The 26,043-nt window shown below is 45.1% G+C and carries 26 protein-coding genes; 19 read left to right on the plus strand and 7 right to left on the minus strand.

Going from position 1 to position 26,043, the window contains the following annotated elements; all coding sequences use genetic code 11:
- The first annotated feature begins 33 nt into the window (after nucleotides 1-33).
- The 5 genes from FME95_RS01170 to FME95_RS01190 all read left to right on the plus strand — a co-directional run bounded on the left by FME95_RS01170 (nucleotide 34) and on the right by FME95_RS01190 (nucleotide 4,408).
- On the plus strand, nucleotides 34-765 hold the full coding sequence (locus FME95_RS01170) for a MotA/TolQ/ExbB proton channel family protein (RefSeq protein WP_147712385.1): 732 nt from the start codon (nucleotides 34-36) through the stop codon (nucleotides 763-765).
- 279 nt (nucleotides 766-1,044) lie between these two features.
- On the plus strand, nucleotides 1,045-1,818 hold the full coding sequence (locus tag FME95_RS01175) for a ParA family protein (protein WP_147712387.1): 774 nt from the start codon (nucleotides 1,045-1,047) through the stop codon (nucleotides 1,816-1,818).
- A gap of 109 nt (nucleotides 1,819-1,927) precedes the next feature.
- A complete protein-coding gene (locus tag FME95_RS01180; RefSeq protein ID WP_147712389.1) occupies nucleotides 1,928-3,202 on the plus strand; it encodes a chemotaxis protein CheW in 1,275 nt (424 codons plus the stop codon).
- 207 nt (nucleotides 3,203-3,409) lie between these two features.
- Entirely contained in the window at nucleotides 3,410-3,889 is a 480-nt protein-coding gene (locus FME95_RS01185) for a chemotaxis protein CheW (RefSeq protein WP_147712391.1), read from the plus strand.
- Between the two features lie 48 nt (nucleotides 3,890-3,937).
- Nucleotides 3,938-4,408, plus strand: a complete 471-nt coding sequence (locus tag FME95_RS01190) for a hypothetical protein (protein WP_147712393.1) — start codon at nucleotides 3,938-3,940, stop codon at nucleotides 4,406-4,408.
- Nucleotides 4,409-4,552: 144 nt separating this feature from the next.
- Here FME95_RS01190 and FME95_RS01195 read toward each other — a convergent pair whose 3' ends face one another.
- On the minus strand, nucleotides 4,553-4,858 hold the full coding sequence (locus FME95_RS01195; RefSeq protein ID WP_147712395.1) for a PilZ domain-containing protein: 306 nt from the start codon (nucleotides 4,856-4,858) through the stop codon (nucleotides 4,553-4,555).
- Between the two features lie 162 nt (nucleotides 4,859-5,020).
- Here FME95_RS01195 and FME95_RS01200 point away from each other — a divergent pair, with 162 nt between their 5' ends.
- The 7 genes from FME95_RS01200 (at nucleotide 5,021) to aroC (ending at nucleotide 10,883) form a co-directional block, all read left to right on the plus strand.
- Nucleotides 5,021-6,208: a SpoIIE family protein phosphatase gene (locus FME95_RS01200; protein ID WP_147712396.1), complete on the plus strand. Its 1,188-nt coding sequence runs from the start codon at nucleotides 5,021-5,023 to the stop codon at nucleotides 6,206-6,208.
- A gap of 95 nt (nucleotides 6,209-6,303) precedes the next feature.
- Nucleotides 6,304-6,798, plus strand: a complete 495-nt coding sequence (locus FME95_RS01205) for an STAS domain-containing protein (protein ID WP_147712398.1) — start codon at nucleotides 6,304-6,306, stop codon at nucleotides 6,796-6,798.
- A gap of 9 nt (nucleotides 6,799-6,807) precedes the next feature.
- On the plus strand, nucleotides 6,808-7,845 hold the full coding sequence (locus FME95_RS01210) for an NAD(P)H-dependent glycerol-3-phosphate dehydrogenase (protein ID WP_147712400.1): 1,038 nt from the start codon (nucleotides 6,808-6,810) through the stop codon (nucleotides 7,843-7,845).
- Between the two features lie 86 nt (nucleotides 7,846-7,931).
- Complete coding sequence (locus FME95_RS01215) at nucleotides 7,932-8,198, plus strand: DUF4389 domain-containing protein (protein ID WP_147712402.1); 267 nt, start codon at nucleotides 7,932-7,934, stop codon at nucleotides 8,196-8,198.
- Nucleotides 8,198-8,635, plus strand: a complete 438-nt coding sequence (locus tag FME95_RS01220) for a SixA phosphatase family protein (RefSeq protein WP_147712404.1) — start codon at nucleotides 8,198-8,200, stop codon at nucleotides 8,633-8,635. The genes FME95_RS01215 and FME95_RS01220 overlap by 1 nt, the downstream gene beginning before the upstream one ends.
- An 86-nt stretch (nucleotides 8,636-8,721) precedes the next feature.
- The gene (gene prmB, locus FME95_RS01225) at nucleotides 8,722-9,669 is read left to right on the plus strand and encodes a 50S ribosomal protein L3 N(5)-glutamine methyltransferase (protein WP_147712406.1); all 948 of its coding nucleotides are present in this window, start codon (nucleotides 8,722-8,724) and stop codon (nucleotides 9,667-9,669) included.
- Nucleotides 9,670-9,773: 104 nt separating this feature from the next.
- Nucleotides 9,774-10,883, plus strand: coding sequence for a chorismate synthase (gene aroC / locus FME95_RS01230; RefSeq protein WP_147712408.1), 1,110 nt, complete (start codon nucleotides 9,774-9,776; stop codon nucleotides 10,881-10,883).
- Here aroC and FME95_RS01235 read toward each other — a convergent pair.
- From FME95_RS01235 to flgA, 6 genes are all read right to left on the minus strand, one after another.
- Nucleotides 10,880-12,001 carry a cation diffusion facilitator family transporter gene (locus tag FME95_RS01235; protein ID WP_147712410.1) on the minus strand — a complete coding sequence of 374 codons (1,122 nt, stop codon included), beginning with the start codon at nucleotides 11,999-12,001 and terminating at the stop codon, nucleotides 10,880-10,882. The two genes, aroC and FME95_RS01235, sit on opposite strands and share 4 nt — an antisense overlap.
- A gap of 58 nt (nucleotides 12,002-12,059) precedes the next feature.
- Nucleotides 12,060-12,716 (minus strand): response regulator, encoded by a 657-nt coding sequence (locus FME95_RS01240; RefSeq protein WP_147712412.1) that lies wholly within the window; start codon nucleotides 12,714-12,716, stop codon nucleotides 12,060-12,062.
- A 311-nt stretch (nucleotides 12,717-13,027) separates the two neighbouring features.
- Nucleotides 13,028-14,626: a coiled-coil domain-containing protein gene (locus FME95_RS01245; RefSeq protein ID WP_147712414.1), complete on the minus strand. Its 1,599-nt coding sequence runs from the start codon at nucleotides 14,624-14,626 to the stop codon at nucleotides 13,028-13,030.
- A gap of 3 nt (nucleotides 14,627-14,629) precedes the next feature.
- Nucleotides 14,630-15,115: a flagellar export chaperone FlgN gene (gene flgN / locus FME95_RS01250; protein WP_147712416.1), complete on the minus strand. Its 486-nt coding sequence runs from the start codon at nucleotides 15,113-15,115 to the stop codon at nucleotides 14,630-14,632.
- 55 nt (nucleotides 15,116-15,170) lie between these two features.
- Nucleotides 15,171-15,479, minus strand: coding sequence for a flagellar biosynthesis anti-sigma factor FlgM (gene flgM / locus FME95_RS01255; protein WP_147712418.1), 309 nt, complete (start codon nucleotides 15,477-15,479; stop codon nucleotides 15,171-15,173).
- 122 nt (nucleotides 15,480-15,601) lie between these two features.
- Nucleotides 15,602-16,378 (minus strand): flagellar basal body P-ring formation chaperone FlgA, encoded by a 777-nt coding sequence (flgA, locus tag FME95_RS01260; RefSeq protein WP_187265406.1) that lies wholly within the window; start codon nucleotides 16,376-16,378, stop codon nucleotides 15,602-15,604.
- 108 nt (nucleotides 16,379-16,486) lie between these two features.
- Between flgA and FME95_RS01265 the strand changes: the two genes are divergently transcribed.
- From FME95_RS01265 to FME95_RS01295, 7 genes are all read left to right on the plus strand, one after another.
- Complete coding sequence (locus FME95_RS01265) at nucleotides 16,487-17,443, plus strand: chemotaxis protein CheV (protein ID WP_147712422.1); 957 nt, start codon at nucleotides 16,487-16,489, stop codon at nucleotides 17,441-17,443.
- Between the two features lie 72 nt (nucleotides 17,444-17,515).
- Complete coding sequence (locus FME95_RS01270) at nucleotides 17,516-18,340, plus strand: CheR family methyltransferase (RefSeq protein ID WP_147712424.1); 825 nt, start codon at nucleotides 17,516-17,518, stop codon at nucleotides 18,338-18,340.
- A 410-nt stretch (nucleotides 18,341-18,750) separates the two neighbouring features.
- Nucleotides 18,751-19,149, plus strand: a complete 399-nt coding sequence (gene flgB, locus FME95_RS01275; protein ID WP_147712426.1) for a flagellar basal body rod protein FlgB — start codon at nucleotides 18,751-18,753, stop codon at nucleotides 19,147-19,149.
- A 3-nt stretch (nucleotides 19,150-19,152) separates the two neighbouring features.
- Entirely contained in the window at nucleotides 19,153-19,593 is a 441-nt protein-coding gene (gene flgC / locus FME95_RS01280) for a flagellar basal body rod protein FlgC (protein WP_147712428.1), read from the plus strand.
- Between the two features lie 16 nt (nucleotides 19,594-19,609).
- Nucleotides 19,610-20,365 carry a flagellar hook assembly protein FlgD gene (locus tag FME95_RS01285; protein WP_147712430.1) on the plus strand — a complete coding sequence of 252 codons (756 nt, stop codon included), beginning with the start codon at nucleotides 19,610-19,612 and terminating at the stop codon, nucleotides 20,363-20,365.
- A gap of 177 nt (nucleotides 20,366-20,542) precedes the next feature.
- On the plus strand, nucleotides 20,543-24,841 hold the full coding sequence (locus FME95_RS01290) for a flagellar hook-basal body complex protein (protein ID WP_147712431.1): 4,299 nt from the start codon (nucleotides 20,543-20,545) through the stop codon (nucleotides 24,839-24,841).
- 399 nt (nucleotides 24,842-25,240) lie between these two features.
- Complete coding sequence (locus tag FME95_RS01295; RefSeq protein WP_147712433.1) at nucleotides 25,241-25,984, plus strand: flagellar basal body rod protein FlgF; 744 nt, start codon at nucleotides 25,241-25,243, stop codon at nucleotides 25,982-25,984.
- Nucleotides 25,985-26,043 lie beyond the last annotated feature (59 nt).

Genomic DNA, 26,043 nt, shown 5'->3' on the forward strand with positions numbered 1-26,043 from the left:
TATTTTTGACGTATTGCAGAACAAGGACATTTAATGATCGCAATTTTCGGATTGCTTTTAGCCTGGCTGGCGTTATATGGCAGCCTTATGCTAGAAGGCCATTCATTAGCTGTATTGTCCGACTCCAACGCCGCCTTGTTCGTTCTCGGTGGCTGTGTCGCCAGTGGTTTGATCCATTTTAGATTGACCACGTGGCAACTCGTTTGGCGTCTCTTCCCAGCAATTTTTTGGTTCCAAGATCGAAACCAAAAGGTTGTTGCACAGCAGTTGGTAGAGTGGGCTCAACAGGTTCGCCGTGATGGTTATGTCAGTTTGGATGCGCAATCTAGCCAGCAGACGGACGAATTCCTTCGCTTTGGCCTACAGTTGGTCGCCGACGGTGTTCAGCCTCATAGCCTAAAGCAAAGTTTGAACGCTCGTATTCAATCCCGAGAAGCGCAATGGCTTTTGGTCGCCAGTTTCTTTGACGCATTGGCCTATTACGCAATCTGTATTGGCGTGCTGGGCTCGTTGATTGATGGTGCTTTTTATCTGGATACTTCATTAAGCCAAGGTTGGCAGAGTTTGCACTCGCTAATCACTGTATTCACGCCTGTTATTTATGGCATTGCACTGTCTACGGTATTTCTAAAACCTGTTGCGGGTAAATTTCGTTCAGAGTCTCTTATTCATCGCCAGTTTGAAAGTATGGTGTTGGATGGGTTTGTCGCGATTGCAGAAGGCGAAAGCCCGATAGTGATGCAGCGCAGGTTAGATGAGTATTAAGTTATTGGTTCTGGTTTAAGTTATTGATAATTAAAGTTTTTTAGTCAAAATGGCTGCAAACTGAGTAAGTTTGCATATTTAGTTACATATTTTTTTGTAGCTGCCGATATTATCAATGTAACGGCAGTTTTATGCGCTTGTGCATTGTCGATTGATGGTCTCGTTGTTGTGAAAATAGAGATTAATAAACTGAATAACCACTTAGTGCATTTTATTGATGGGCAGATCGGTAAGAGTCGTTCTGTATCTAAAAAGAAGTCTCGAGTTAATGGGTGTGGTATGAGAATTTGGTCTGTAGCAAATCAAAAGGGCGGGGTCGGTAAAACAACCTCGACTGTTTCGATTGGCGCGCTTCTCGCGGAGCAGGGCTATCGCGTTCTTTTGTTTGATCTTGATCCACAAGGGTCGCTAACGAGTTATTTTGGTTTAGATCCTGATGAAGTATCTCCCAGCGCTTACGATCTGTTTATGCATCAAGGCAATATCAAAGCCGACTTAGTCAAGCCTATCTTGGTTGATACGCCGGTTGAGGGGATGAAAATAATTCCAGCCTCTACTGCTTTGGCAACCTTAGAAAGAAATGCCAGTAAACAGGATGGTCGAGGCTTGGTGGTTTCTAAAACCTTGGCTAGCCTGTGGGATGACTTTGATTTTGCCATTATTGATACGCCACCGTTGCTGGGTGTTCTGTTAATTAATTCATTGGCGGCCTGTCAGAAATTATTAGTGCCGGTACAAACTGAATTCCTAGCAATAAAGGGTTTAGAAAGAATGGTAAACACCATTCAGATGGTGATGAAATCGCAGCGCCGAGAAATGGACTACATGGTTATTCCGACGATGTTTGACCGCCGAACTCAAGCGTCAGTGAAAAGTTTGCATACATTACGCGAGCAGCATGCCGGCAATATTTGGCAGTCTGCTATTCCTGTCGATACTAAATTACGCGATGCCAGCCGATTAGGTAAAGCGATTAGCCAGCTAGATCCAGACTCTCGCAGTGCCAGAGCCTATACTCAATTGGTTAAGAATTTAATGGAAACATCGAACTGAGCATACGACGCCCGGTTAGTTGAATACGAAAACGGAACAAACATAAAGACTTGAGCCTCTCATGAGATGGAACATTGAGAGTGGTTGAATTCAAAAGTAAGACGCTGTTATGAACAGAGATAAGCTCACACCAGATACAGAAGTACTGACACAAACCGCAGGCAGTCGCCTGGCGGTGATGTCGTATTTGGATGACATGCTACATGAAGCGACGACCCAGGCAGAAGAAGAGGAATGGGTTGACGATTCTATACTGGCGTTGACGATTGTTAAGCCGGAGTCGGCGCCTGTGGCGCAGCCAGAAACAGTCGAGCAGGTCGAAGAGCCCGCTGTGCAAGCTGATCAGGAACCTGTGGAAGAGCTAAGCGCACAGGCTTTCGAAGCATTACACGAGCCTGAAGAACTTGTTGCTGAGCTAGAACCTGAAACATTTGTAGCACCAGAGCCAGTTGAGCCTGAAGTCGAATTACAGGCAGAGCCAGAGCAGTCAATTGAAGAGTCGCATGTCGCTGAATTTGACATGGCCCCTGAACCGGAGTCGGAAGCTGCATTAGAAGCAGAACCACAGGCTGTCGAAGCTGAACTAGCAGAGCAAGATCTGTCAGATGAGTGGTTGTTAGACCCTGAAGTTCAAGCTAAGGCGAATCGCCAGTTAGCGACACCTCAAGCTGAGCCATTGGCCGCCGTTGAGATGGAACCAGAAGCCGTTGTTGAGCAGCCTGCTGTTGAACAACCTGTAGTTGAGCCGCAGGTTGATGTTATAGAGACGCCGGCAGCTATAGAGACACCGCAGGTTGAAGCCTTCGTTGTAACGCCTGAGCCAATAGTAACGGAACCAGAAGTCGCCGAGCCGGTCGATTATATCGACCCAGAAGAAGATTTTGATATTGCTGGAGTTGACTTACAAGCTGCTTCGGCCGTGCCTAGCTGGCAAGAAAACGGCCAGCCAGAGTGGGGACAAAGTCGGTTTGATTGTCTAGTCTTTACTGTGAATGGGCTAAAGCTCGCTGTGCCACTGGTATTGCTGGGCAATATTCACCCGCTGGATCGTGAGTTGACCTATCTTTACGACCAACCCGATTGGTTTTTGGGTTTGTTGCCGATCCATCAGGGGCGCAATATTCGAGTCGTAAATACAACGGCTTTGGTGATGCCAGAAAAATGCACGGAAGACGATAAGGATAATTTGAAGTTTGCGGTCAGTATGCACAACTCAGATTGGGCGTTGGGTGCAGACTCTATTGAAGGCTCTATTTCGTTAGACCCTGAAATTGTTAAATGGCGTTCTAACCGGACTTCGCGGCCATGGCTTGCAGGTACTGTAACGTCAGAGATGTGTGCATTGATCGACATCGACGGCTTTGCCGGGATATTAAAAGGTTAAGGCAGAACTGCTTGGTTAAGTGGCTGCTATTTTTAGAATTGACCAACGAAGAATAGATTGACGTAAATACGGCTACCAATCCACCGGTGCTGCTATATAGCGAGATCAGTCCTATCGTTAGTGAATATTAGGATCATTAGACTGATATAGCGCAGGTTAAACCAACCTAGGCTATAGTAATTACATTCGAGTTGCGGAGGAAAACAAATGACCACTCAGACAGCTAAAGGCGGTGAAGATCCAATTCTTCAGTGGGTGACATTTCGTTTAGAAAATGAAACGTACGGTATTAATGTTATGCAGGTTCGTGAAGTCTTACGCTACAGTGAGATTGCCCCGGTACCTGGTGCGCCATCCTATGTGATTGGTATTATTAACCTTCGCGGTAACGTTGTTACAGTGGTTGATACTCGTGAGCGCTTCGGCTTGCAAACCACAGATGTGACTGACAATACGCGAATCGTTATCTTGGAAACTGAAAGTCAGGTTGTTGGCATTTTGGTTGATGCTGTCGCAGAGGTTGTTTATTTACGTCAGTCAGAAATCGAGGTTGCGCCGAATGTGGGTAACGAAGAAAACTCTCGTTATATCCAGGGTGTGAGCCATAAAAATGACGAGCTATTGATTCTTATTGAAATCAAAAACCTGCTGACTGAAACAGAATGGGCGGAAATCGCCGACCTGTAATTTATCTTGGCTTGAATCCTGCTAAGTACCCATAGATGTGTCAATTTTATGGAGACGACAATTATGGTGATGCTTGGCGGGATTCAACTTTCAATTATTGAGCTAGTACTTTCTTCTTGTTTAGCGCTGTTCGCGTTAATCACACTTTTTTCCTTACATCGTATCTCACGTTTGCAAGCGCAACTGGCGCATCTGCATGACGAGGCTTTTCGTGAAATCAAAATGGTCAATCAGGGCGCTATTGGCTTGGGTCGACGTTTTTCTCATTTAGAAAGCAATATGAAAAATCGTGCAGCTGCTGTTGCAGCACCGGTTGAGCCTGTTTCTGCAACCCAAACACAAGAGCCAGAAATGACGGCGCAGGCGTTTGAAGCTTATCGTCGACAAGCGATGGCCGAGAGTGAAGCGGTAGAGCAAGCCTCTGTGCAAACTGCACAAAAAGCAGCACCGACTCGGCGTTTTAAAACGGTTGCTGAGCAGTCTTTATCTCGCTGGATGAATGAGCAAAAAATGGCTTAGTAGCTAAGACCATAAAATAGGCTGTCATTAAATGCATAGCTACTTGCTGAGCAACATTAGGATGTCAGTCGTCAACTCACCGACGCCCAGTAAACAACTGGGTGTCAGCGGTTTAGGTTGCTGATAGTCGTTAGCCGCAGAGTGCTAGCTAATATTGCTGATTTCAACGCCAACTAAGAAGCGTGTTTCATCATCATATGGATCGCAGCGAACCACTTGGCCTTTACTGCTCATGGGTTCAAATTGAGCGTTGGGGGAGGGGATGTCGATGGTGACTTCGCTACCCAGTGTGAGTGGCTCGGTGGCAATAATAGACATGCCGGTGGCGCTTAAATCGTGGCAGATCACATCGATAGGTTGCGAGCCTTGTGAGTGAAGCTTCGCGGTGGAATTGAGTTGCATCCGAATAAAGTCTCTTTTCTCTTCAAAGTCTCGGTCAGTGTGGCCCATATAGCCTCCCTCAAGTTTTGAATGTTAACCCTTTGATAGATAAACGCAGCTGAGTGCCGATTGCAAAGTCATAGTACTAGCAGAGCGTCAAAGTACAAATAGTTGCGTTCTTTTTCGAGTATAGCTAAGTTGCATCTATATTCTTGGTATTTTGACTATAAAATGACAACGAAAGATTCAACGCTTTTAATCGTTGAGGATGAACCTGCGTTACGTCAATCATTGGTGGCGTTTCTCGAAGACAGTGGTTATCGAATTCTACAGGCAGAAAACGGCAGCGATGGTTTAGCTGTGTTCGAACAAAAGCGTCCCGATCTTGTTATATGCGATTTACGTATGCCAGGTATTGATGGCTTAGAGCTGTTAAAGCGTATTTCGAATGCCTCCGCCTGTACGCCGGTTATCCTGCTCTCTGGCGTCGGTGATATGAAGGATGTTGTTGACGCCATGCGCTTAGGCGCAGCAGATTATCTGATCAAGCCAGTCGTCGATTTACGTGTTCTAGAATGCGCCATAGATCGCGCCATAGACCGCTCCTGCCTGTTACAAGAAAATATTCAATATCGACAAAAGCTGGAACAACGCAACAAAGAATTGCAAGAGCATGTCGATCGCTTAAAGCTCGATTTGCAAGCAGGCCGAGCGGTGCAGCAACAATTATTACCGAGCGAGCCGTTACTTATTGCCGACTACCGCATTTCATTCGATATGGAGCCGTCGTCCTATTTAAGCGGTGATCTGGTTGATTATTTTAAGCTCTCGGATGACGTTTTCGTTTTCTACATTGCCGATGTTTCCGGCCACGGAGCCAGTTCAGCACTGATTACCCTGCTGATTCAAAATCAAATCAGTTTATTGTTATCGCATTACAATTCTGGCGCTTGTGCGGCGGTGCTTAACCCCAGCGAACTGCTAAGCCAGATCAATCAAGAACTGCTGAAAACGGATACCAGTAAGCATGCAACACTGTTTTATGCCGTGTTTGATATCGTAAAACACAGCTTAACCTATGCCTCAGCGGCCTGCTTCCCTGGGCCCATTATCTGCACGGAGCAGAAGTGTGAAATGCTCGAGCCCGAAGGGCTTGCGGTTGGGCTATTTGAAGACGCAACCTATAGCAATCAAACGCTTGATATGACCGGTGTTCAGAGCATTGTGTTGTTGTCCGATGGTATGTTTGAACTTATGGATGAGCCCAGTTTGGCAGAAAAAGAAGCGAGGTTGCTTGAGATAGCAGGCCAACCTGATCATACTATGCATCATTATTTATCTGAGCTGCGTAACAACGGCAAAACAAAGCACGCACCAGATGACATTACCGTGCTCACGGTTGAAAAGTACCGCAACTGATTCAGGTTATATTTAATAAGGTTGTTTATTGATATAGCCGGTCAATGATTCATCATTGCGGTTAAGAAGTATCAAGCAATAGGGTGTAGCAATGTATGAGTAAGGGCCGAGTGTTGGTGGCAAACCACCAAGGAGACTATGTCATTAAATTGACTGGTGATGTCCGAATGACGCTCTGTACAACCATAGACGCCTGCTTAAACGACATGCTTGATGATCCCGACTTCAGTCATGTTGTTGTCGATGTATCAGAGGCTGAAGGTTTAGACAGTACCAGCCTTGGCATGTTAGCTAAAATCTCGCGCGTTTCAGCGCCAGTTATGGGCCAGCCTCCGGTACTTGTTTCCCAAAATACAGATATCACAAAAGTTATAGATTCGATGGGGTTTCGTGATCGGGTTTATACAATCGCCAATAAATCTGACATGGTTGATGCGTATGCGCTACAAGAAGCCAACCTCAGCGAGTTAGACGAACATTCTGCCCGTGAGCAAGTATTAGAAGCTCATAAAATTCTGATGTCATTGAACGAGCAAAATCGGATAGCGTTTACCGAGCTTGTTGAATGTATTGAAAACCAACCTAAGTAAGGAATTTACGTGTCACAATCCAACTCTTTGGCTTCCTGCAAAGTAACCGTTTTGGGAGGCGGTAGTTTTGGAACAGCAATCGCTAATATTGCTGCTATCAATAATCACCAAGTAAAACTGTGGATGCGCAGCGAGAAGCAAGCGCAAGATATTATCGATAACCGAGAAAACTCTCGTTATTTGCCGGGTTACCAACTACACGAACAGTTACAGCCATCATTAGATTTAAAAGATGCGGTCAGTGATGCTGACTATGTCTACGTAGCCGTGCCGAGTAAGGCTTTTCGCTCAGTCGTCGAAGAGATGGTGCCATTTTTACCGAAAAAAGCTCGTTTGATTAGCTTAACTAAAGGTATTGAACCGCATAGCTTTAAGCTGATGAGTCAGCTATTACAAGAGCTAGCTGTCGGTCATGAAGTTGGCGTCATTTCTGGTCCAAACCTAGCCAAAGAAATTGCTGACGATCAGATAACAGCAACGGTAATCGCTTCTTATAGCCAAGAGTTGCGCCGTGATGTGCAAGAAATGCTGAGCTTTCACTCGTTCCGTGTCTATGGCAATCCCGATATCTACGGTGTTGAAATGGCCGGAGCGTTAAAGAATATCTATGCGATTGTCACAGGTATGGCGGTCGCTTTAGGAATGGCAGAAAATACCCGAGCGGCGATTATTACTCGGTCCTTGGCTGAAATGTCGCGCTTTGCTGTTCGTTTGGGTGCCAACCCGATGACATTTTTGGGTCTAGCCGGTGTCGGTGACCTTATTGTGACTTGCTCTTCTAAGCTGAGCCGAAATTACCGTGTTGGCTATTATATTGGCGAAGGACAAACATTAAAGCAGGCGATTAAGCATATTGGTGAAACGGCTGAAGGGATAAACACCTTACGCATGGTTTATGAAAAATCGAAAGAATTAGACATCTACATGCCGCTGGTCAATGGTCTTTATAAGATAATCTATCAAGATTGCCCAGTTGAGCAGGTTGCGAAAATGCTAATGTCCGGCGATCTAGCTCAGGATGTTGAATTTATGTCTGCTGGCGTTTAATAGAGCGTATCAAGCAATAACAAACCAAAAATAATAATAAATTGAAAACAGCAATACGTTAAAAATAAGGCACAGGTGAGCAGGCAATGCACAAAGAAAAACGAGAATTTCTACTATTCCGATTGGCTTTTATGATTCTTTTTGGCCTCTTGTTTAAGCTCAGTTTGGTACTGACGGTGATGATCGCATTGATTCAGTGGATTATTCTGTGGTTTCAAGACGAGCCGGTACTGAGCTTGTCTCGCTTTTCTCGTGCACTTATTCAATATCAGCGTGCGATTTTAGAGTATTTGAGTTTCCAATCTGACGAAAAGGTTTTTCCGTTTCGTGATTGGCCGAGCGAGACAGACTAATGCGCCTTTATCTGATGCGTCACGGCGAAGCCGAATTTAATGCACGCGATGATATACAACGCTCATTGACTGCAACTGGACGCGCTGCAGTTGCCAGTAAAACCAGCTTTATTGAGCCGGTTGATCGCATGGTGGTCAGCCCCTATTTAAGGGCACTGCAGAGCTCAGATATCCTAATCGCTGAAGGCTTAAGTGTGCAGCGACGTATTGTCGATGAACGAGTCACGCCAGATTGCGACCTGCAACCAGTGATTGATGAAGTTATCTTGCCGGATGTCGAGGTACAATTAATCGTTGCTCATAACCCGCTATTAAGCCGCTTGATCCATCTATTATGTGGTGAGCAGGCCGCCAATATACAACTTGATACGGCCGATTTAGCCTGTCTGACTGGCGATTTTCTGCCCGGTTGTTCGTCTTTACTGTGGTTGCGCTAATAGCATTATCTGCTGCTGTCGGTGGTTAGGTTTTCCGCGAGCCGTTAGGCAGGTATAATGTCGCCACCTTTGCTAGAAACCATGCTATGAGCGTTCACAATCTAACTGTTTTCCCCGAATTTAAAGACCTTGCTGAATTGAAATCTATTCTTGATTGGACTCGATTTTCAGCCAGCCAAATGGAACGCCACGACTGTTTTTATGGTCACGGGTTTCAATCGCCTTGGCATGAAAGCCAATTTTTGGTGTTGCGAACACTGAGCTTAGATTGGGATGTGCCTGACGTTGCATTGTCATCGTCGCTGCTTTTGAATGAGCAAGAAACCCTGTACTCGCTGATTCGTAAGCGCTGCTTGGATAAAATCCCAACCGCCTATCTGTTAGAAGAGGCATGGTTTTGTGCTGAGCCGTTTCGAGTGACTCCAGATGTTTTAATCCCTCGGTCACCTATTGGCGAGCTAATCCAACAGGGTTTTGCGCCTTGGCTGGTAGAGCCGCCTAGCCAACTGTTAGATATGTGTACCGGTAGTGGCTGCATTGGCATTGCCATGGCCAGAGCCTTTCCAGAGGCGCAAGTGGATGTCAGCGATATCAGTGAGTCGGCGTTAAATATTGCGATTGAAAATATCAGTGATAAGGATCTTGGTTTTCAGGTTGATGCCTATTTGAGCGATCTATTTGAGTCGATACCTGAAAAAAAATACGACCTAATTGTCACCAATCCTCCTTATGTCGATACCGAAGATCTTTCAGATATGCCAGCTGAATTTACTCATGAGCCAATGCTCGGCTTAGCTGCAGGTGAGGATGGCCTAGATTTGGTTATCGATATTCTTGCGCAAGCGCCAGACTATTTAACCTCGCAAGGTTGGTTGATTGGCGAAGTGGGTAACAGTGCGCTGGCGCTCATGAATCGATTCCCAGAGGTTGAATTTCAGTGGCCTGAGTTTGAATTTGGCGGCCAAGGTGTTTTTGTTGTCTCCGCCGAAGAACTTTTAAAGCATCATGATCAGTTTGTCGCGGCACAACGTTGAGTGGTTTACTGTTAAAAATAGAACATCAAAAATTTTAAAGCATTAGCTGTTTTAAAATATACATAAGCAAAAGAATATAAAAAGTAATAGAGAGAATTAAGCGAATGTCTGGAAATACCTACGGTCGATTATTTACCCTGACAACCTTTGGTGAAAGTCACGGTATTGCATTAGGCGCAGTTGTAGATGGTTGCCCGCCGGGCTTGAGCTTAACCGAAGCCGATTTACAGCAAGATCTGGATCGTCGTAAGCCAGGCACCAGTAAGCATACAACGCAGCGTAAAGAGCCTGACGCAATCAAAATTTTATCTGGTGTTTTTGAAGGCAAAACCACCGGAACGCCGATTGGTTTATTGATCGAAAATACCGATCAGCGCAGTAAAGATTACTCCAATATTCAAGATACCTATCGCCCAGCGCATGCTGACTATGGCTACGACCAAAAATATGGCTTCCGTGATTATCGTGGCGGTGGTCGCAGCTCGGCACGTGAAACGGCGATGCGAGTTGCCGCTGGTGCGATTGCAAAAAAATACCTTAAAGAAGAATTTGGCGTCGAAATATTTGGCTATTTGAGTCAATTAGGGCCGATTCCTTTGGCGTTTAAAGATAAGAGCCAGATAGAGCAGAACGCATTTTTCTGCGCCGACCCAGATAAGGTGCAGCAGTTAGACGAGTACATGACCAATCTGAGAAAGCAGCAAGATTCGGTTGGCGCGCAAGTCTCTGTAGTCGCAACCGGTGTGATTCCTGGTTGGGGTGAACCTATTTTTGATCGCCTTGATGCTGAAGTGGCGCATGCCATGATGAGTATTAATGCCGTTAAAGGTGTAGAGATCGGCGATGGTTTTGCCGTTGTTGAACAAAAGGGTACCGAGCATCGTGATGAGATGACCAGTGCTGGTTTTTTAACTAACCATGCCGGCGGCATTATTGGCGGTATCAGTACCGGCCAGGATATCTTGGTGAATATTGCGCTGAAGCCAACATCATCAATTACCACACCTGGCCGCAGTATTAATCGCCAAGCAGAAAATATTGACGTTGTGACTAAAGGGCGTCATGACCCCTGTGTCGGTATTCGCGCGGTTCCTATCGCTGAGGCGATGTTGGCGCTGGTATTGATGGATCACTGTATGCGTCATCGAGCGCAAAACCAAGGCGTACAGCCACCCATCAAGCCTATAGCAGGCCAAGCGCCACAGCAGGGTTAATCGGACATTGCCTGATAAATTCGGATTGAGCGAATCCACTCAATCCGGCTTTCTAATGCCTCGCAGCGTGATTTGATGCTGGTTAGTACGACGTCGCTGTCGTATTGCAGTTCAATTTCAATTTTATTTTTTGCGTAATGCAAGCCAAGCTGCTGATAACGGTCGATATCGCAAGCTTTCAGTAAGGCTTCAACTTCTTGGCGTTTAGGCTCGAGTCGAGTTTTTGACGGCAAGCTGTCGTTTTCAAAGTCGATGTGTAAAGTAACATCGGTCACTTCTGGGTGATTCTCTCGAATCGCCTGAACCGCAAAATCATTTATCTGATGAGCTTCAGAAATCGATATCTTCGGCAATACCTGAATATGAGCGTCGATAATGACATCAGAACCCATCAGCCGTGAGCGCAGTTGGTGAGCGTCTAAAATATCAGGTATGGATTCTAACGTTGCTGCATAAGAGGCAATTTTATCGGTTGGTACGCCTCGGTCTGTTAGGTCGAGTAGGGCGTTCCATGCCAGCTTGATGCCCATGTGGCCAATCACAATAGCCACTAAAATAGCTGAGATGTATTCCACTAGCGCAAAGCCAAATAATGAGCAGGCAATACCAATAAAGACGGCGACAGAAGACAGGCTATCGGTACGTGAATGCCAAGCGTTAGCCTCCAGTAAGCTGGAGCGACTGGCCTTGGCCCATCGGATGGTGTAGTGAAATAAGACTTCTTTGATAATGACAGAGACGCCTACGGTGATTAATGCCAGTAAGCTTGGCTCTAAGGTGTCGCCGTGAGCCAGTGCTGCAATGTTTTCAAAGCCAATGCTTAGCGCCGCGACAATTAAAGCAGTACCAATGATTGCCGTGCCAATAGTTTCGTATCGCGCGTGACCATAGGCGTGGTCGTCGTCAGGGCCTTTTTGTGAGAATTTAGACAGGATTAAGGCAAATATGTCGGTTGCAAGGTCCGATAAGCTGTGTAGCCCATCTGCGATTAAACCAGGAGAGCGTGCCATGACGCCAACAGATAGCTTCAGTGCAGAAAGAAGGGCATCGACCAGAGTACATACCCAATTGACACGATTAATAATCTTATAGCGTTGTTGACTGTTGAGCTCGTTCATAAGCGGCTAAACCTTGCTCTGACTACTGGACCCTGTACTGATTGCCTACTGGCGTTAACTATTCAGGAACATTTAAGTACTGATTAAAAATGGCGGCCTGAGTTCGATTAAAGATGCCAAGCTTACGGAAAATTTCTGAAACGTGTGTTTTGACGGTGGTTTCTTTAATGCTGAGCTCATAAGCAATCTGCTTATTGAGATAGCCGCGGCTGATCAGGCTTAAGACATTTTGTTGCTGAGGTGTCAGTGATGAAAGCTTGCTCATGGCCTCGATATCATCGTCGACATCGGCCTGATCAATAACGCCTTCTAGGGCAAAGTATTGCTCGCCTTTTAAAAGACTATTGAGCGCTTCAACGAGGCTATCCAGTTCCATTGATTTGATCAGATAGCCGTTGGCTCCGGCCGATTTCACTTTACGCATGGTTTGGCTGGATTCATTGGCGGTTACTACGGCAACTGCGATTTCTGGGTGCTTTTCTCTTAGCTCGATTAAACCCATTAGGCCAACGCTATCTGGCATTTTTAGGTCTAGCAGAATCAGGTCGAGATCGCCTTGATCCGCAGCTTCAAGAGTACCTGCCATCGTTTGGGCTTCAGAGATTTGAATCTTGTAGTCGGTCTTAGATAGGGCTTCTGATAAGGCTTGTCGGAAAAGAGGGTGATCATCGGCTACTAAAATATTAATTTGATTAGAAAATACACTTGAGTTCATAAAGATTGCAGCCTGAATTAATCAATTGTGAATTGCAGTTTGTTGCCTCTGCAATGTGGCTATAAGCCATTGTTTTATGGTTAGATTTTATATTTAAACAAAAATGCCTAATGAATGATAGCGTCTTTGTCCACCCACCTTTTAGGTGATTTGTTTTTTGCTGAGCATAGCCCGCTAGAGGCGCATGGTATAAGGCTTTACAAGGCGAGGGGAAGTTTTACTTTGCGTTGCACCGGTTTGTTTAGAATCGGTGTTTTTATAGGTGGTTGTCAGAACTTGAGGTGATGCAGTTTAAGAGAGAGCTGGGATCGTTAAATTATCTCGGCACTGAGCTTGGATTTTAATTCGCCATTTTCTTTTTCCAGCTTACTGGTCATTTTTAACAGGCTTTCCGTGTCACTCATGTATTGGCGTAGTAGTAATTGCATTTCTTCGACACTTTCATTCGGGAAGCTGGTCGAGTCGTCGCTGTGCATGCTGTCAGCGCCAGCCTGATTGGCATTTTCTAGCTGATCGGCAAGGCTGTTGACTTCCGATTCTAACTGTTCGATAAGTGTCTCAGATTCGGCTAAGAAGCCTTCTAGACGGCTAATCTGCTCCTGATGTTGCTGTACCAGCTCGTCACTGTTGCCGTCACCGCGCTGAATTTCCGCAATGATGTCTTTGAGTTTGCCGAGGCCGTCTTTTTGTCCTTCTTGGGTTGAGTTTAGGCTGCTAATCTTGTCGCTAGCGTTACTGGCATTGCTGCTTGCTAAATCGGATTCCAGTCGGCTGATATCGGCGAGCGATTTGGCCAGTTCGGATTCTAAAATAGCCACGCATTGTTCGCTTTCGCGAATGATCTGTTCCAGAGAGGCGAGCTGCTGCTCTTGGTCTTTAATAACGGCGTCAAGGTCTTCACCGGATTTGAGCTTTTCTATATTTTCCTTCATTGAACCGAGTGCTTCAGCTTGAGCGGCCTGCTGTGCTTGTAGTGGTGCGAGCATGCCGCTGGTATCGATCTCCTGGCCACTATTCGCTGCTGGTGAACTGTTGTTTGCGCTGAGTTGAACTTCGAGTAGCTCGGTGGTGGCGTTAAGGCCTTCGATCTGTTGCTCTAAATAGCTGATTTGCTTTTCTAGTAGCGCGATATATTCATCTTGTGAATCGCCTGCGTTGGCCTGTTGTAGCTCCAATTTTAGATTATTGATGGTGTCATTCAGGTCATTGTTCTTATATTTCAGCTCATACAGACGTTCATCGTAACTGTCGGTAAAGGCCGCATCCATTGATGAGCCATCTTGCGTTGCCTCTGGAGGGGTAAGTTTGGCGAGTTCGCCTTCAAGTTGGCGAATTCGAATCATCGCCTCATTGAGTTTGGCTTCAGACTCGCCTAAGTCTTTTTCCAGTTGTCCGGTATAGCGCTCACCTTCAGCGTTGGTTTTCTGGTTTTCAGTGGCCTGTTCAAATGCTGCAACTTGGCTATGCATGCGGCCAATGGCCTCGGAGGCAAATTCTTGCCACATGTTATCGCTGATGTTACCGGCGAGTAATTCTTGCTCAAGCTCCAGTAAGCGAATGCGCAGCCATTGCTCTGGTTGATTAAGCTCGATAGCGTTAGTTAAATCGTGTGGGTAGGCTTGTTTATGTTTTTCTAACTGACGAGCGATTTCACCTTTTGGCGGCGGTCTACTGTCGTTAGAAAAGATATCACCAGTTGAATCGGGTAGTGGGCCTCGATTTTGCGCCCGCTCAAGAGCCGCTAGGTTCTGTTTTTCTTGTTGTCGTCGCAGTTTTTCATAACGCATTTCTTGCAGTAGGGCAGTTAATACTTTGCGCAGCCTGCTTTTATGAAATAAAAAGATATTAATAATGATATAGACAACAAAGATCTCGCCAGTAATGAAGAGCGTGAGCGGATCAATATACATAGTTTAGACCTGTTCAACCCAGCCGCGATTGGCGTAATTCGTTTGTTGGCCTTTTGCTGAATAGGTATCTGTTTGCCGGCCTAAATTATGCACAATCTGCTGCTTTATCTGATTTCTACGAATAAGTTCATTCAGTATAGCTTGGTTTGTTTTGTTTAGGGCTTGGTTCTTGATGAGTTGGTTTTTTAACTGGGTCCAGTCTTCAAGGATGGCATCTGCCGTCGGTACGCCAAGACGGTAGAGGTAGGCTCTGAGAGCGCTGTAGCTGGGCTCAATCTTGCTGGCTTCACAAAAACCAAGAATGGTGGTTTGCATACCAGCAAGCTGATTAATTAATAGCTCTTTTTGAGGGAGTAGAGCATTGATCTCTTCTCTATCTTTCGACGTCAGTTGTTTCTTCTCGTTGAAGAGTAGCTCCCCAAACTCACGTGCAATTAAGAGTGTTTCCTTTAGTACTTCCTGCAATTGGGTAAAATTTTGAGTAACCATAACCACTGCCTTTTTGGTGAGCTGCGCGGAGCACCTCGGCAGTGAATGTTAGCGGTTAAAGCTCATTCTCGAACTGACGAAATGCCGACGCGAGCTTGTCATAATTAATTTCATACTCGCCGTTCGTAATAGCATTTCGAATGTTGTCGACCTTTTCTTGGTTAACATCTGGCAGGCTTTGGATGCTGCTTTCAAGCGATTCCATCACGCGGCCACGATCCGAAAGTTCTACTACGTCACCAGAACTAGCAGGATTTGTGCCATTGCCGCTTTTTGCCGTCAGCTCAGCTTCTGGAGCGCTTTGCTTTGCTGTTTTGTTAGCACCAACTTGAGTGGTGTTCGTGCTATTGATATTAATTGCCATTGTGGATGATTCCTTTATGCAGAATAAACGTACCTAAGGTGTATATCGGCAGTTTGTTAGTTTACTTTAACTTTTTTTTAAAAGCTTCTGTTTTCCGCTACAGCCCTTAAATATAGGGGGCTTTAATTAAAATCTTTTTGAGTGCTGACAACGCCTTTTTTCACCACCCAAGCTTTTAAGCGTGTATTCGACTTGACGTTTTTGACCAGAATTTGGTCGCCATAGGAACCGTCTCTTAAGGCTTCTCCTGTCGAGGTGACGCGTAAACCGCCACTGCCAGAAATAATTGTCACCCAATCACCGCGATTTACTAAAAACGGAGGTTTTGCCATATAGGGGGTAATAATTTGGCCAATTTTTACCGTTCTTTGGACTTCGTAGTCGGTTAGGGCTTTCGGGTCGGTGAAATAGCCTGATCGCAATTTACTGGTCGGCATACGCTGAAGCGTTAAATCTGACGGCAACATAGGTTGGCCTCGACTGAGAGGCTTGGCTGTGACAACGACGTCTTTAAAAATCTCAATACTGACTGGAATGTAAACTTTCCAGAGAGGCTCATTACACGTCATCGATAGCGTGTTGTTGCCAGCACTGGGTTTATCGCGCCATTCAAAATAGACTTTAGCAGGACAGCCATTATTAAGTACTGAATCTGGAGGGTAGTTAATAGTATACTGTCGGTCAGAATGATCAGTATCAGGAAAGTTTTCAAAGAGTGATTCCAACACATAACTATCGATAGCCGCTTTATTGGCGTCTAATGCCGTATCGTTCGCCCAGCTCGGCAAACTGAGCAACGACAAAAACGCAGCGCAACGCAAAATATTTGCACACAGAGGTAAACCCTTGCTCACAGCAGCCGATAAGGAATAAAAATGTCGGCTATTACGGTTGTTCATGTGAAATTGCCGTCTATGCTTAATTTTCATATTTAGTCAGTTTTTTGGCGTGTCTATGTAATTACCTAGGTTGTTGCAAATGCCATGCCTGAGTTACGGAGTGCTTTTATGGCCGGTGTAATGGAAAGTGTAAACCAGCGAACTCAGCTGGTGGGTCAAAACCGTTTAGAGTTATTGCTCTTCCGTTTGGAAGGTCCGCAAATTTACGGAATTAATGTATTTAAAGTAAAAGAAGTATTGCAGTGTCCTAAATTGACTAACTTGCCACAGGCCAGTTCAGTAGTTCGCGGTGTGGCGCATATTCGCGAAGGCACGATTCCGATTCTTGATTTAAGTATGGCGACGGGTAATCAACCTATCCAGGACATTGAAAATCGATTTGTGATTATTACGGAATACAATATTCGTGTTCAGGGCTTTTTGGTAAGCGGTGTCGAGCGCATCATTAATATGAATTGGGAAGACATTCAGCCGCCACCAAAAGGAACTGGCCACGAACATTATTTGACGGCGGTAACTAAATACGAAGATGAGCTAGTTGAAATTATTGATGTTGAGAAGATTCTTGCTGAAGTTTCTCCGTCAGACGACAGCCTATCTGACGATATTATTACTGAGGAGGTTTCGGCGGCGGCTAAAAACATTGAAATTATGATTGCCGACGATTCAAAAATTGCACGTAAGCAGATATCACGGACGCTTGAAAAAGTGGGCTATGTTGTACGTCAATTTAATGATGGTAAAGAAGCACACGATCACCTTGAAGAGTTAGTATCTCAAGGTATTAAACCATCGCAAAAATACCCTATTTTAATATCTGATATTGAAATGCCGGAAATGGATGGATACACACTGACCGCAGAGATAAGAGCTAACCCACAACTGCAAGATATGTATGTTGTGCTACATACCTCTTTAAGTGGTGTCTTTAATAAGGCCATGGTGAGTAAGGTTGGCGCGGATGACTTTTTAGCGAAGTTTCAACCGGATGAACTGGGGAAATTGGTTATCGATCGCATTACCAGTCTAGGTTTGACAGCACCTCAAGAACAAACAGAAGAATAAAATAAGATGATAATAACCAAAGCAGCACAGCAAACAGCGAGCGCAATTGGCGATCAGGGAGAGAGTATCTGAATGACGGACTTAACAGCCGGCTATGAAGAGTTTTGCGCCTATTTAGAAAAACACAGCGGGATTTGTCTTGGCGCAAATAAACAATATCTGGTGACTAGTCGCCTGCGACGTATTATGGCAGACAATAATCTAGAAGATTTAAAAAGCCTATTAGACAAAATTAGCTCATTTCAGCATCGAAACCTGAAAACAGAAGTCATTGATGCAATGACAACTAACGAAACTCTGTGGTTTAGGGATACGCATCCCTTTAGGATTTTAGAGGAAATGTTGCTGCCTGAGTTTTATGGCGAAAAGTCTTTACGCCAGTTGCGAATCTGGTCTGCGGCCTGTTCGACCGGACAAGAGCCTTACTCAATGTCGATGATTATTAACGACTATAAAGAGCGTCATCGTATTGCTGGCATGGGTGAAAAGATCATTGCGACGGATATTTCGCCAACTGCTCTCGATCAGGCTAAGCAGGGTGAGTATCCGAGTTTGGCGATTGGTCGAGGGCTTGATCCCGCTCGCTTGAAGAAGCATTTTGCAGAAACCAGTGACGGTCGTTTTAAAGTCAATCCTAAAATTGCTGCGCCGGTTGAGTTTAAATTGTTAAACCTTCAAGACAACTATGCTGGTATGGGTAAGTTTGACATTATTTTTTGCCGTAATGTGCTGATCTATTTTACCGCTGAGTTTAAGCAAGACATCTTAACTCGCATGCATGCTGCGCTGAATCCTGGCGGCTACCTGATGGTCGGCGCATCAGAGGCGGTGAATGGTCTTTCGGACTTGTACGAGATGGTTCATTGCCGTCCAGGTATTATTTACCGTAAAAAGTAATGCTCTCGTAGTATTGATCGGCGCGGGTTAAGCCCACGCTGATCAAACTCCCAAACTCCCAAACTCCCAAACTCCCAAACTCCCAAACTCCCAGACTCCCAGACTCCCAGACTCCCAGACTCCAAACTCCAAACTCCAAACCCCAAACCTCAAACCTCAAACCTCAAACCTCAAACCTCAAACCTCAAACCTCAAACCTCAAACCTCAAACCTCAAACCTCAAACCTCAAACCTCAAACCTCAAACTCTGGTCGAGGCGGTAAGGAATGGCATTGCCGCTTTGCCGATAGCTGCCGCTATTTTAAAAGCCAAAACGTCATAAGTCTTTGATTTTAAAGGTTTTATTTTTTTGGCATCGCTATTGCATTATTCATGGAAAGACACTCAGAGCGGCAAATAGAGGATAGGTTATGTCTGCATTAGGTTTTCAAAACTCGCTAGGTATTCACGACGATGCGTTGATGATTCGTTCAGATCGTTCGTCAATCTTAGCTAATAACCTGGCGAATACAGATACGCCGGGATACAAGGCCCGCGACATTGACTTTCTAGGTGTATTGCGTGGCGAAGTAAAGCGCCATAAGAGCCTAGGTACAGATTTGACTCATGACCGCCATATCGATGTGCCAGTACGAGAAAACTGGGAAGCGCTATACCGTAACCCAACGCAGCCGTCGATCGATGGCAATACGGTGGATGAAAACATCGAAAACAGTGAGTTCACCACTAACGCTCTGTCCTATAACTCAAGCTTTGAATTTTTAAGTGGTAAGTTCAAAGGCTTAACCGGCGCGCTTCGAGGAGAATAATCGATGAGCTTAGGTAACATTTTTGATATTTCCGGCTCGGGCATGAATGCCCAATCTATCCGGTTAAATACCACGGCAAGTAACCTGGCAAACGCCCAGAGTGTCAGTTCGAGTATTGATGAAACCTATCGTGCACGTAAGCCGATTTTTCAAAATATCCATACCGATATTTTGGATCGTTCGCTAGTACCGGTGGATTTAGAACACGATGTAGGTAAGGGCGTTAAGGTTGCCGCCATTGTCGAAAAAGATACGCCATTAGAAATGCGTTATGAGCCGTCCCATCCGTTTGCAAACGAAGAGGGTTATGTCTATTACCCGAACGTCAATGTGGTTGAAGAAATGGCCGATATGATGTCCGCTCAACGAAGCTTTACCATTAATGTTGAGGTGTTTAACACCGCCAAAACCTTAATGCAAAAAACACTTACTCTCGGTCAATAATAAGGAGCAATGAAAAATGACTGATATTACCGACAGCAGTATTTACGCTCTTTATGGCAACAGTGCTGCGACAAGTGCTGTTTCAACGACTAGCGAAGACAGTAACGAGTTAGGTCAGGATGAGTTCTTGCAGTTGATGATTACTCAGCTAGAAAACCAAGACCCGACAGACCCATCTGAAGGTGCGGAATTTATTTCTGAATTGGCTCAGTTCACCACGGTAGAAAACTTGGAAGAGATAGCAACATCGATTGAATCGCTGTCCAGTTCTTTCCAATCATCTCAAGCATTACAAGCCAGCTCTTTGGTCGGTGGCAACGTCACGATCGATGGTAATTCGACCAGTACGCTTTACTGGGGCGATATTGTCTATGGCACCGCAGATGTGGTTTCTGGTGCCAGCGATTTATCGCTGCAAATCACCAATAGCGCAGGCGAGATGGTTGAAAACGTCGATCTAGGTTCCCAGTCGAGTGGAACCTTAAGCTTTAAATGGGATGGCGCTAACTTAGAAGTTAATGGCGAGTTAATGGATATTGACTACAGCCAATTCGAAACCGATGAAGACGGCAATATTATTCCGCACGATGCCGGTGAATATACATTCTCTATCGTCGGTAGTTATAACGGTTCTTCAACCGCTATGGATGTCAATACATCTCAGTTTGTTGAGTCCGTGACCATTCTAGACGACGGTACGATTCAATTGAATTTAGATGACGGTTCGACGGCAACATCGTCCGAAATAGCATCGATAAACGAAACGGCCTAAGGGCTATTAATGGCCTAAGGGCTATTAATGGCCTAAGGACTATTAATGGTCTAAGGACTATTAATGGTCTAAGGGCACAGCAAGACAGCATTTTATTTTTTAAATAGGGCGAGTTTGGTCGTCGTTTAAGAATACTGGCATCAGTGGCACGCCACAGCCTAAAAAGAGGAACGTGTTATGAGTTTTAGCATTGGATTAAGCGGGGTTTCCGCGGCAAATACAGATTTAAGCGTAACAGGTAATAACATTGCTAACGCCAGTACGACCGGTTTTAAGTCGAGTCGTACCGAGTTTGGCGATGCCTATACATCATCGCTCTTGGGTATGGGGCAAGATATTGTTGGCTCTGGTGTATCGGTGACCAATATTGGTCAAAAGTTTAACCAAGGCTCGATTACTCAAACCGATTCGGCGTTAGACTTAGCTATCGATGGCGACGGCTTTTTTGTTACCGAATACGATAACGGTGAAATTACCTATACCCGCTCTGGTATTTTTGGCTTAGATGAAGATGGCTACGTAGTCTCTAATTCTGGCGCTACTCTGCAAGGCTATAGCGTTGCCAATGGTGAGATCGTCACTGGTGTATTAACTGATTTGCAGGTCGACAGTACACCTATCGCACCGCAACGTACGACCGATGTAGACATGGCGGTTGATATCCCATCGAATGCCGAAGTCTTAGTTTCTGAAGGCTCTATCACAACAACCGATGGTCTTGCCGTTGGCGTTGTGCAAGCTGGTCCAGAAGAAGATACCGCAACGACGCTGAATTCGATCAGTTACCCAACAACAGCAGGAACGGCTTCTGAACTGGCGGGCGGTCCAATCACAGGCATTGTTTTTCCGTGGCAACCCACTACTGCTCAAGCCTCTATGACTCTCGATGTTAGTCTATATGGAGTCAATATTGACACTGATAGCTTTGCAGTAACGGCAAACATTCAGCCCTTCTCTGACGACACTGTTTACAATGACGTTAATGATATTGTTTCTGCGATCAACTCAGCAATAGAGGGAAGTAGCGAGATTGCAGGGAAGATAGAAGCGTCAGTAAATGAGGTTGGTGGTATCAGCTTTCAAACCGTCGGAACTTATGCAACAGACGGCACTTCGATTGTGAGTGTGGACGATAATGTCGGTACACTTTCAAGTAGCAACTTTTTGAATTTTTCTGATTTTTCTTACACCTTGCAAGGCTCCAGTGAGACAGGTTTAGAAATTGTCAGCACGGCTACCTTTACAACGCTGACTAGTGGTCGGGAACTTTCAGGTGTTGATACTAGTTCTCCTTATTTAGACGCTTATATAGGTGAAACCATTGACTTTAATGTCAGTGTAGGTGGGACCATTGATAATATTAGTGTAACCATCCCACCAGGGGGGTTTACAGCGATAACTGATTTAGTAACCGCATTAAACACTGAGTTTACAGCCGCTGGTGCCAACGTTACTGCTACTAACAGTGGTGATACCTTGGTCTTTACTTCTACTGTTGCAGGTGACGTTGACCTCTACTTTTATACTGACACTTCATCAACAAGTGCCTTCGATGCTGAAGATTTAGGTTTTTTAACTTCTTCATCTTTTACGCCGACGACAGTGCAAGGTATTGATGTAAATGATACTTTGGTTCTTGATTATAACGGTACGACATCCGGCACAGATACATTCAATATTACTCCTGGCTCCTACGCAAATGCAGATGACTTGGTTACACATCTTAATTCTTTAGGCTCCACTGAGATTCAGTTCTATGCAATTGATGAAGTACTCTATGTCACTCGACTAGATACTGATACTACCGCTTCTGTATCGGTAGATACGCTGCTCAGTACTAACCCAGGCTATTTTGGTTTAGATCCTGCTAGTGCTGAAGTTATTACGGCCCCAACGAGCGTAACCCCTATTGCCGGTACAGACTTATTTGCTGACGATGGTTTTATAGATTTAAGTTCTTTCGATGGAGTAGCGACATCGATAGAAGGTAATACCACCGCTGGGACGAGCTATAATAACTTTTCTGCTGGCACATATAGCGTCTATAGCGCAGCTAACCCTAATAGCTTAGGCGACATTGATACAATATTAGCTGGTGATGCCAGCCCTATTGAGTTCACTATTACTATTGGTTCTACAACTCACAGTATCAGCTATTCTCACTCAGGCGCAGGTACTTACGCCTCACAGGCGGCTTTTGCAGCGGATCTTGAAGCACAAATTGAAACGACTTTTGGTGCTGATTTAATAACGGTTGCGTTTGACGGAGATATTATTGAAATTACGTCTAATAATGTAGGTCCGGTTAATATAGAAATTTCTGATATCTCAGGCCACCTAACAAATATGGCGTTAACCGAAGATGCTAATCCTGATGCCTTTTTACAACCAGGCACTAATGATATCGAAGCCAATAATGTATTAGAAATTACTATTGATGGTGGTAATGCAGAAAGTATTTCAATACCGGAAGATACCTATAGCATTGATGACCTTGTTGATGTAATTAACGAGCAGATTAACGCTAACGCTGTGCTCGCTAATGAGGTCGTGGTCACCGAAGAAAATGGTCGACTTGTATTCACCCGAACAGAGGTTGGTGACTACCCGTTAGAACTTGAAATTACTGGTACCACCGAAGCGCTGGAAGCCTTTGGTTTGGATAGTCAAACAGAAACCGCTGGTGAAGACCCGATTGATCGTAGCCATAGCTTTACGATTAATTTAGATGTACCGGACCCTGATGAGGACGGCCGCTCTGGTTCGGTGACTATTTCGTTAGATGAAGTAATCTATTCGATTGATCAGTTGGCGGCTTCGATCAACCGTGAGTTAGCCTCGGTGGAAGAGTCTGAATACATTGGTGTGCAAGCGGTTGTCGAAACTGATGAAGATGGTAATGAGTATTTAACTCTAGTGGCAACGGTCGAAGGTGAAGAGTCAACTATTTCCCTTACTAACATTACTGCAACGGGTGACGACTTAGATGTCAATGCGCTCTATGGCTTGTTGCAGGCTGATGAGTATGATTCAGACCTGTTAGAGATCGGTGAAGCCGCAACTGATAATGGCTACCCAGAACAGACTTTTGAGCTTTATAACGAAGCGGATGGCACCACTGAAACCATTGTGATTCCGGAAGCGTCGAGTGCCGCAGAAATTGCTGGTCAGCTGAGCGATTTAGCTGGAGTTACAGCGACAGCAGAAACCAATATGACCTTGGTTGCCAGCAGCTACATTAACAGCGGCGATATGGATCTTTATGTTAATGGCCAAGTGATTGAGTCCGATGATTTTGACGATATCGTTGACGAAATTAACAGCTATAGCTTGACTACGCTGAATGGTATTACTGCCGCACTGGATGAAGAGACCGGCAATATTACCATCACATCGGCGACCGGTATCGACCTTAACGTCGGCATTGAATCGGATAACCCAACCGATTCTATTACTGTAGAAGGCACGGATGGCTATATCGATGTTACCTTGGGTGGTGATGAGAACGCTGAAACCTATGCCGTTGTTGGTGGCTCGGTGGAGATTATTCTCAACGAAGGCTTCAGTATGTCTGAGCCGGACCCACGTTTGACAGGTCTCTTTAATGGCTTAACCGATGCTAGCTTTGAGCCTTACACCATTAATGAATTTGATCCGGATGATAGCGAAACCTACAACGAAACCTCGTCGATGACAGTGTACGACTCTTTAGGTAACGACCATGAGATGCAGCTCTATTATGTGAAAAACGCAGCCGATGCTAGTGAGCTGAGTTCTTGGACAGTCTATGTTCGTATCGATGGCGAAGATGTCGGTGACCCTGATACATCGCTGGATTATCCAGAGAATTTAGAGCCGACCTATGCTTCGTTTGAGCTTTATTTCAATGCTGATGGTACCGTCAACGAAGAAGATTCCGGTGAGTTTTTAATTACCAACTGGGATCCACTTGATCAGTATGGTGAGCCGACCGGTGCCTATACCTCGGTGAATATAGCCGAAGGTGCGTCAAGTATTATTGATAGAACTGATACAAACTCTAACTTCTCGATCTCATTCGGTGGTACCACCCAGTATGATCAAGACTTTTTCGCAGAAGTCGAAGGCCAAGACGGTTATGCGAGTGGTCAGCTTTCGGACCTTTACGTTGGTGAGGACGGTACTATTTACGCTACCTACACCAATGGCGAAACCGACCCAATTGGCCAGGTTGCCATTGCTAGCTTTACCAACAATGAAGGCCTAACACCTTCGGGCGATACTGAATGGGTTGAAAGTGTCGACTCCGGTGAACCGTCGATTGGCGTGCCTGGTACAGGAACATTAGGTACGCTTGTTTCGGCGGCATTGGAAGAATCGACCGTTGAGCTATCTGAAGAGCTGGTTAACCTGATTATTGCGCAACGTAATTATCAAGCCAGTGCTAAGACGATTGAAACAGCTAACGAAGTAACGCAGACCATCATTAACCTCTAACGGTTTATCGTAAGAGTTGATTGACTGATCTACAAAGCGAGTCGCTGCAGGCAGCGGATTCGCTTTGCTTTATTTAGTATCTTAGTTTGTTGTTAAGTGCTTCTATCAGGCTTATCGATTTAGGCAAAATTAAAAGTGGTACATAATAAAAAGCGGCACGTAATTAAGAGCGGCAACCTCGTTGCCGTTTTTTTCATATGAATGGAAAGCGTTTGCCATCTTTCCTGATCTGATGGTTGTTTGAGTGCTGTTTAGCTGTGACCTCCTGCTACAAAGATGCTCCTAGGCCTTTATCTATGTGCCCTCTGAATTAATTCCCTAGTAAATTTAAAAACTGGCACGTCTCTCGCTTAACTCTCTGTAATGACGAAAACCGTCAATCTAACTCAGGAGTTTGAAATGGATCGTGCAGTCTATATCGCCATGACCGGTGCCAAGAACAATATGTTTTCGCAGGCGTCTCATGCAAACAACCTTGCCAACTCAAGTACCTATGGTTTTAAGTCGGATTATGAGCAAGCCAGAGCGATTCCGGTTTGGGGTGAACATCATCCATCGCGTGCTTTTGCAATGACCGAACGACCCGCTTCAGACTTTAACGACGGCGATCTAATACAAACCGATAACCCGCTCGATGTGGCGATTGCCGGTGATGGCTTCTTTGAAGTAATCGATGCTAATGGTCAGCCAGCTTATAACCGCCGTGGTGACTTTTCGGTAACGCCACTCGGTGAAGTCATTAACGGCTCCGGCCAATTAGTAATGGGCACGGGTGGCCCGATTACTTTGCCAGAATATGAGCGTCTAGAAATTGGTTACGATGGTGTTATCAGTATTAAGCCCGCAGGTGCTGCTTCTGATCAGATGGTGATTGTTGATCAAATTAAAATGGTGAACCCAGATTTGCAAAATTTTGAAAAGGGCATCGATGGTTTGTTTCGTCCAGTTGAAGGTGAACTGATTTTGGAGGCTGACGAAACACTGAGAGTCGTTTCAGGCTACATCGAAGGCTCTAATGTTAACCCTGTTGCTGAGCTTACCAATATGCTGGCGGTGAATCGCCAATACGAAACGCAAATTAAGATGATGAAGACCGCAGATGAAATGTCGGAATCATCGGCCAGTATTTTACCGATTAGTTAATAGTTTGAGAGCTTTGTTTGCTAAAAATCTAGCGAATAAAGAATGAATTTAAATTGGCT

The sequence above is a fragment of the Reinekea thalattae genome (assembly GCF_008041945.1).
Taxonomy (GTDB): Bacteria; Pseudomonadota; Gammaproteobacteria; order Pseudomonadales; family Natronospirillaceae; genus Reinekea; species Reinekea thalattae.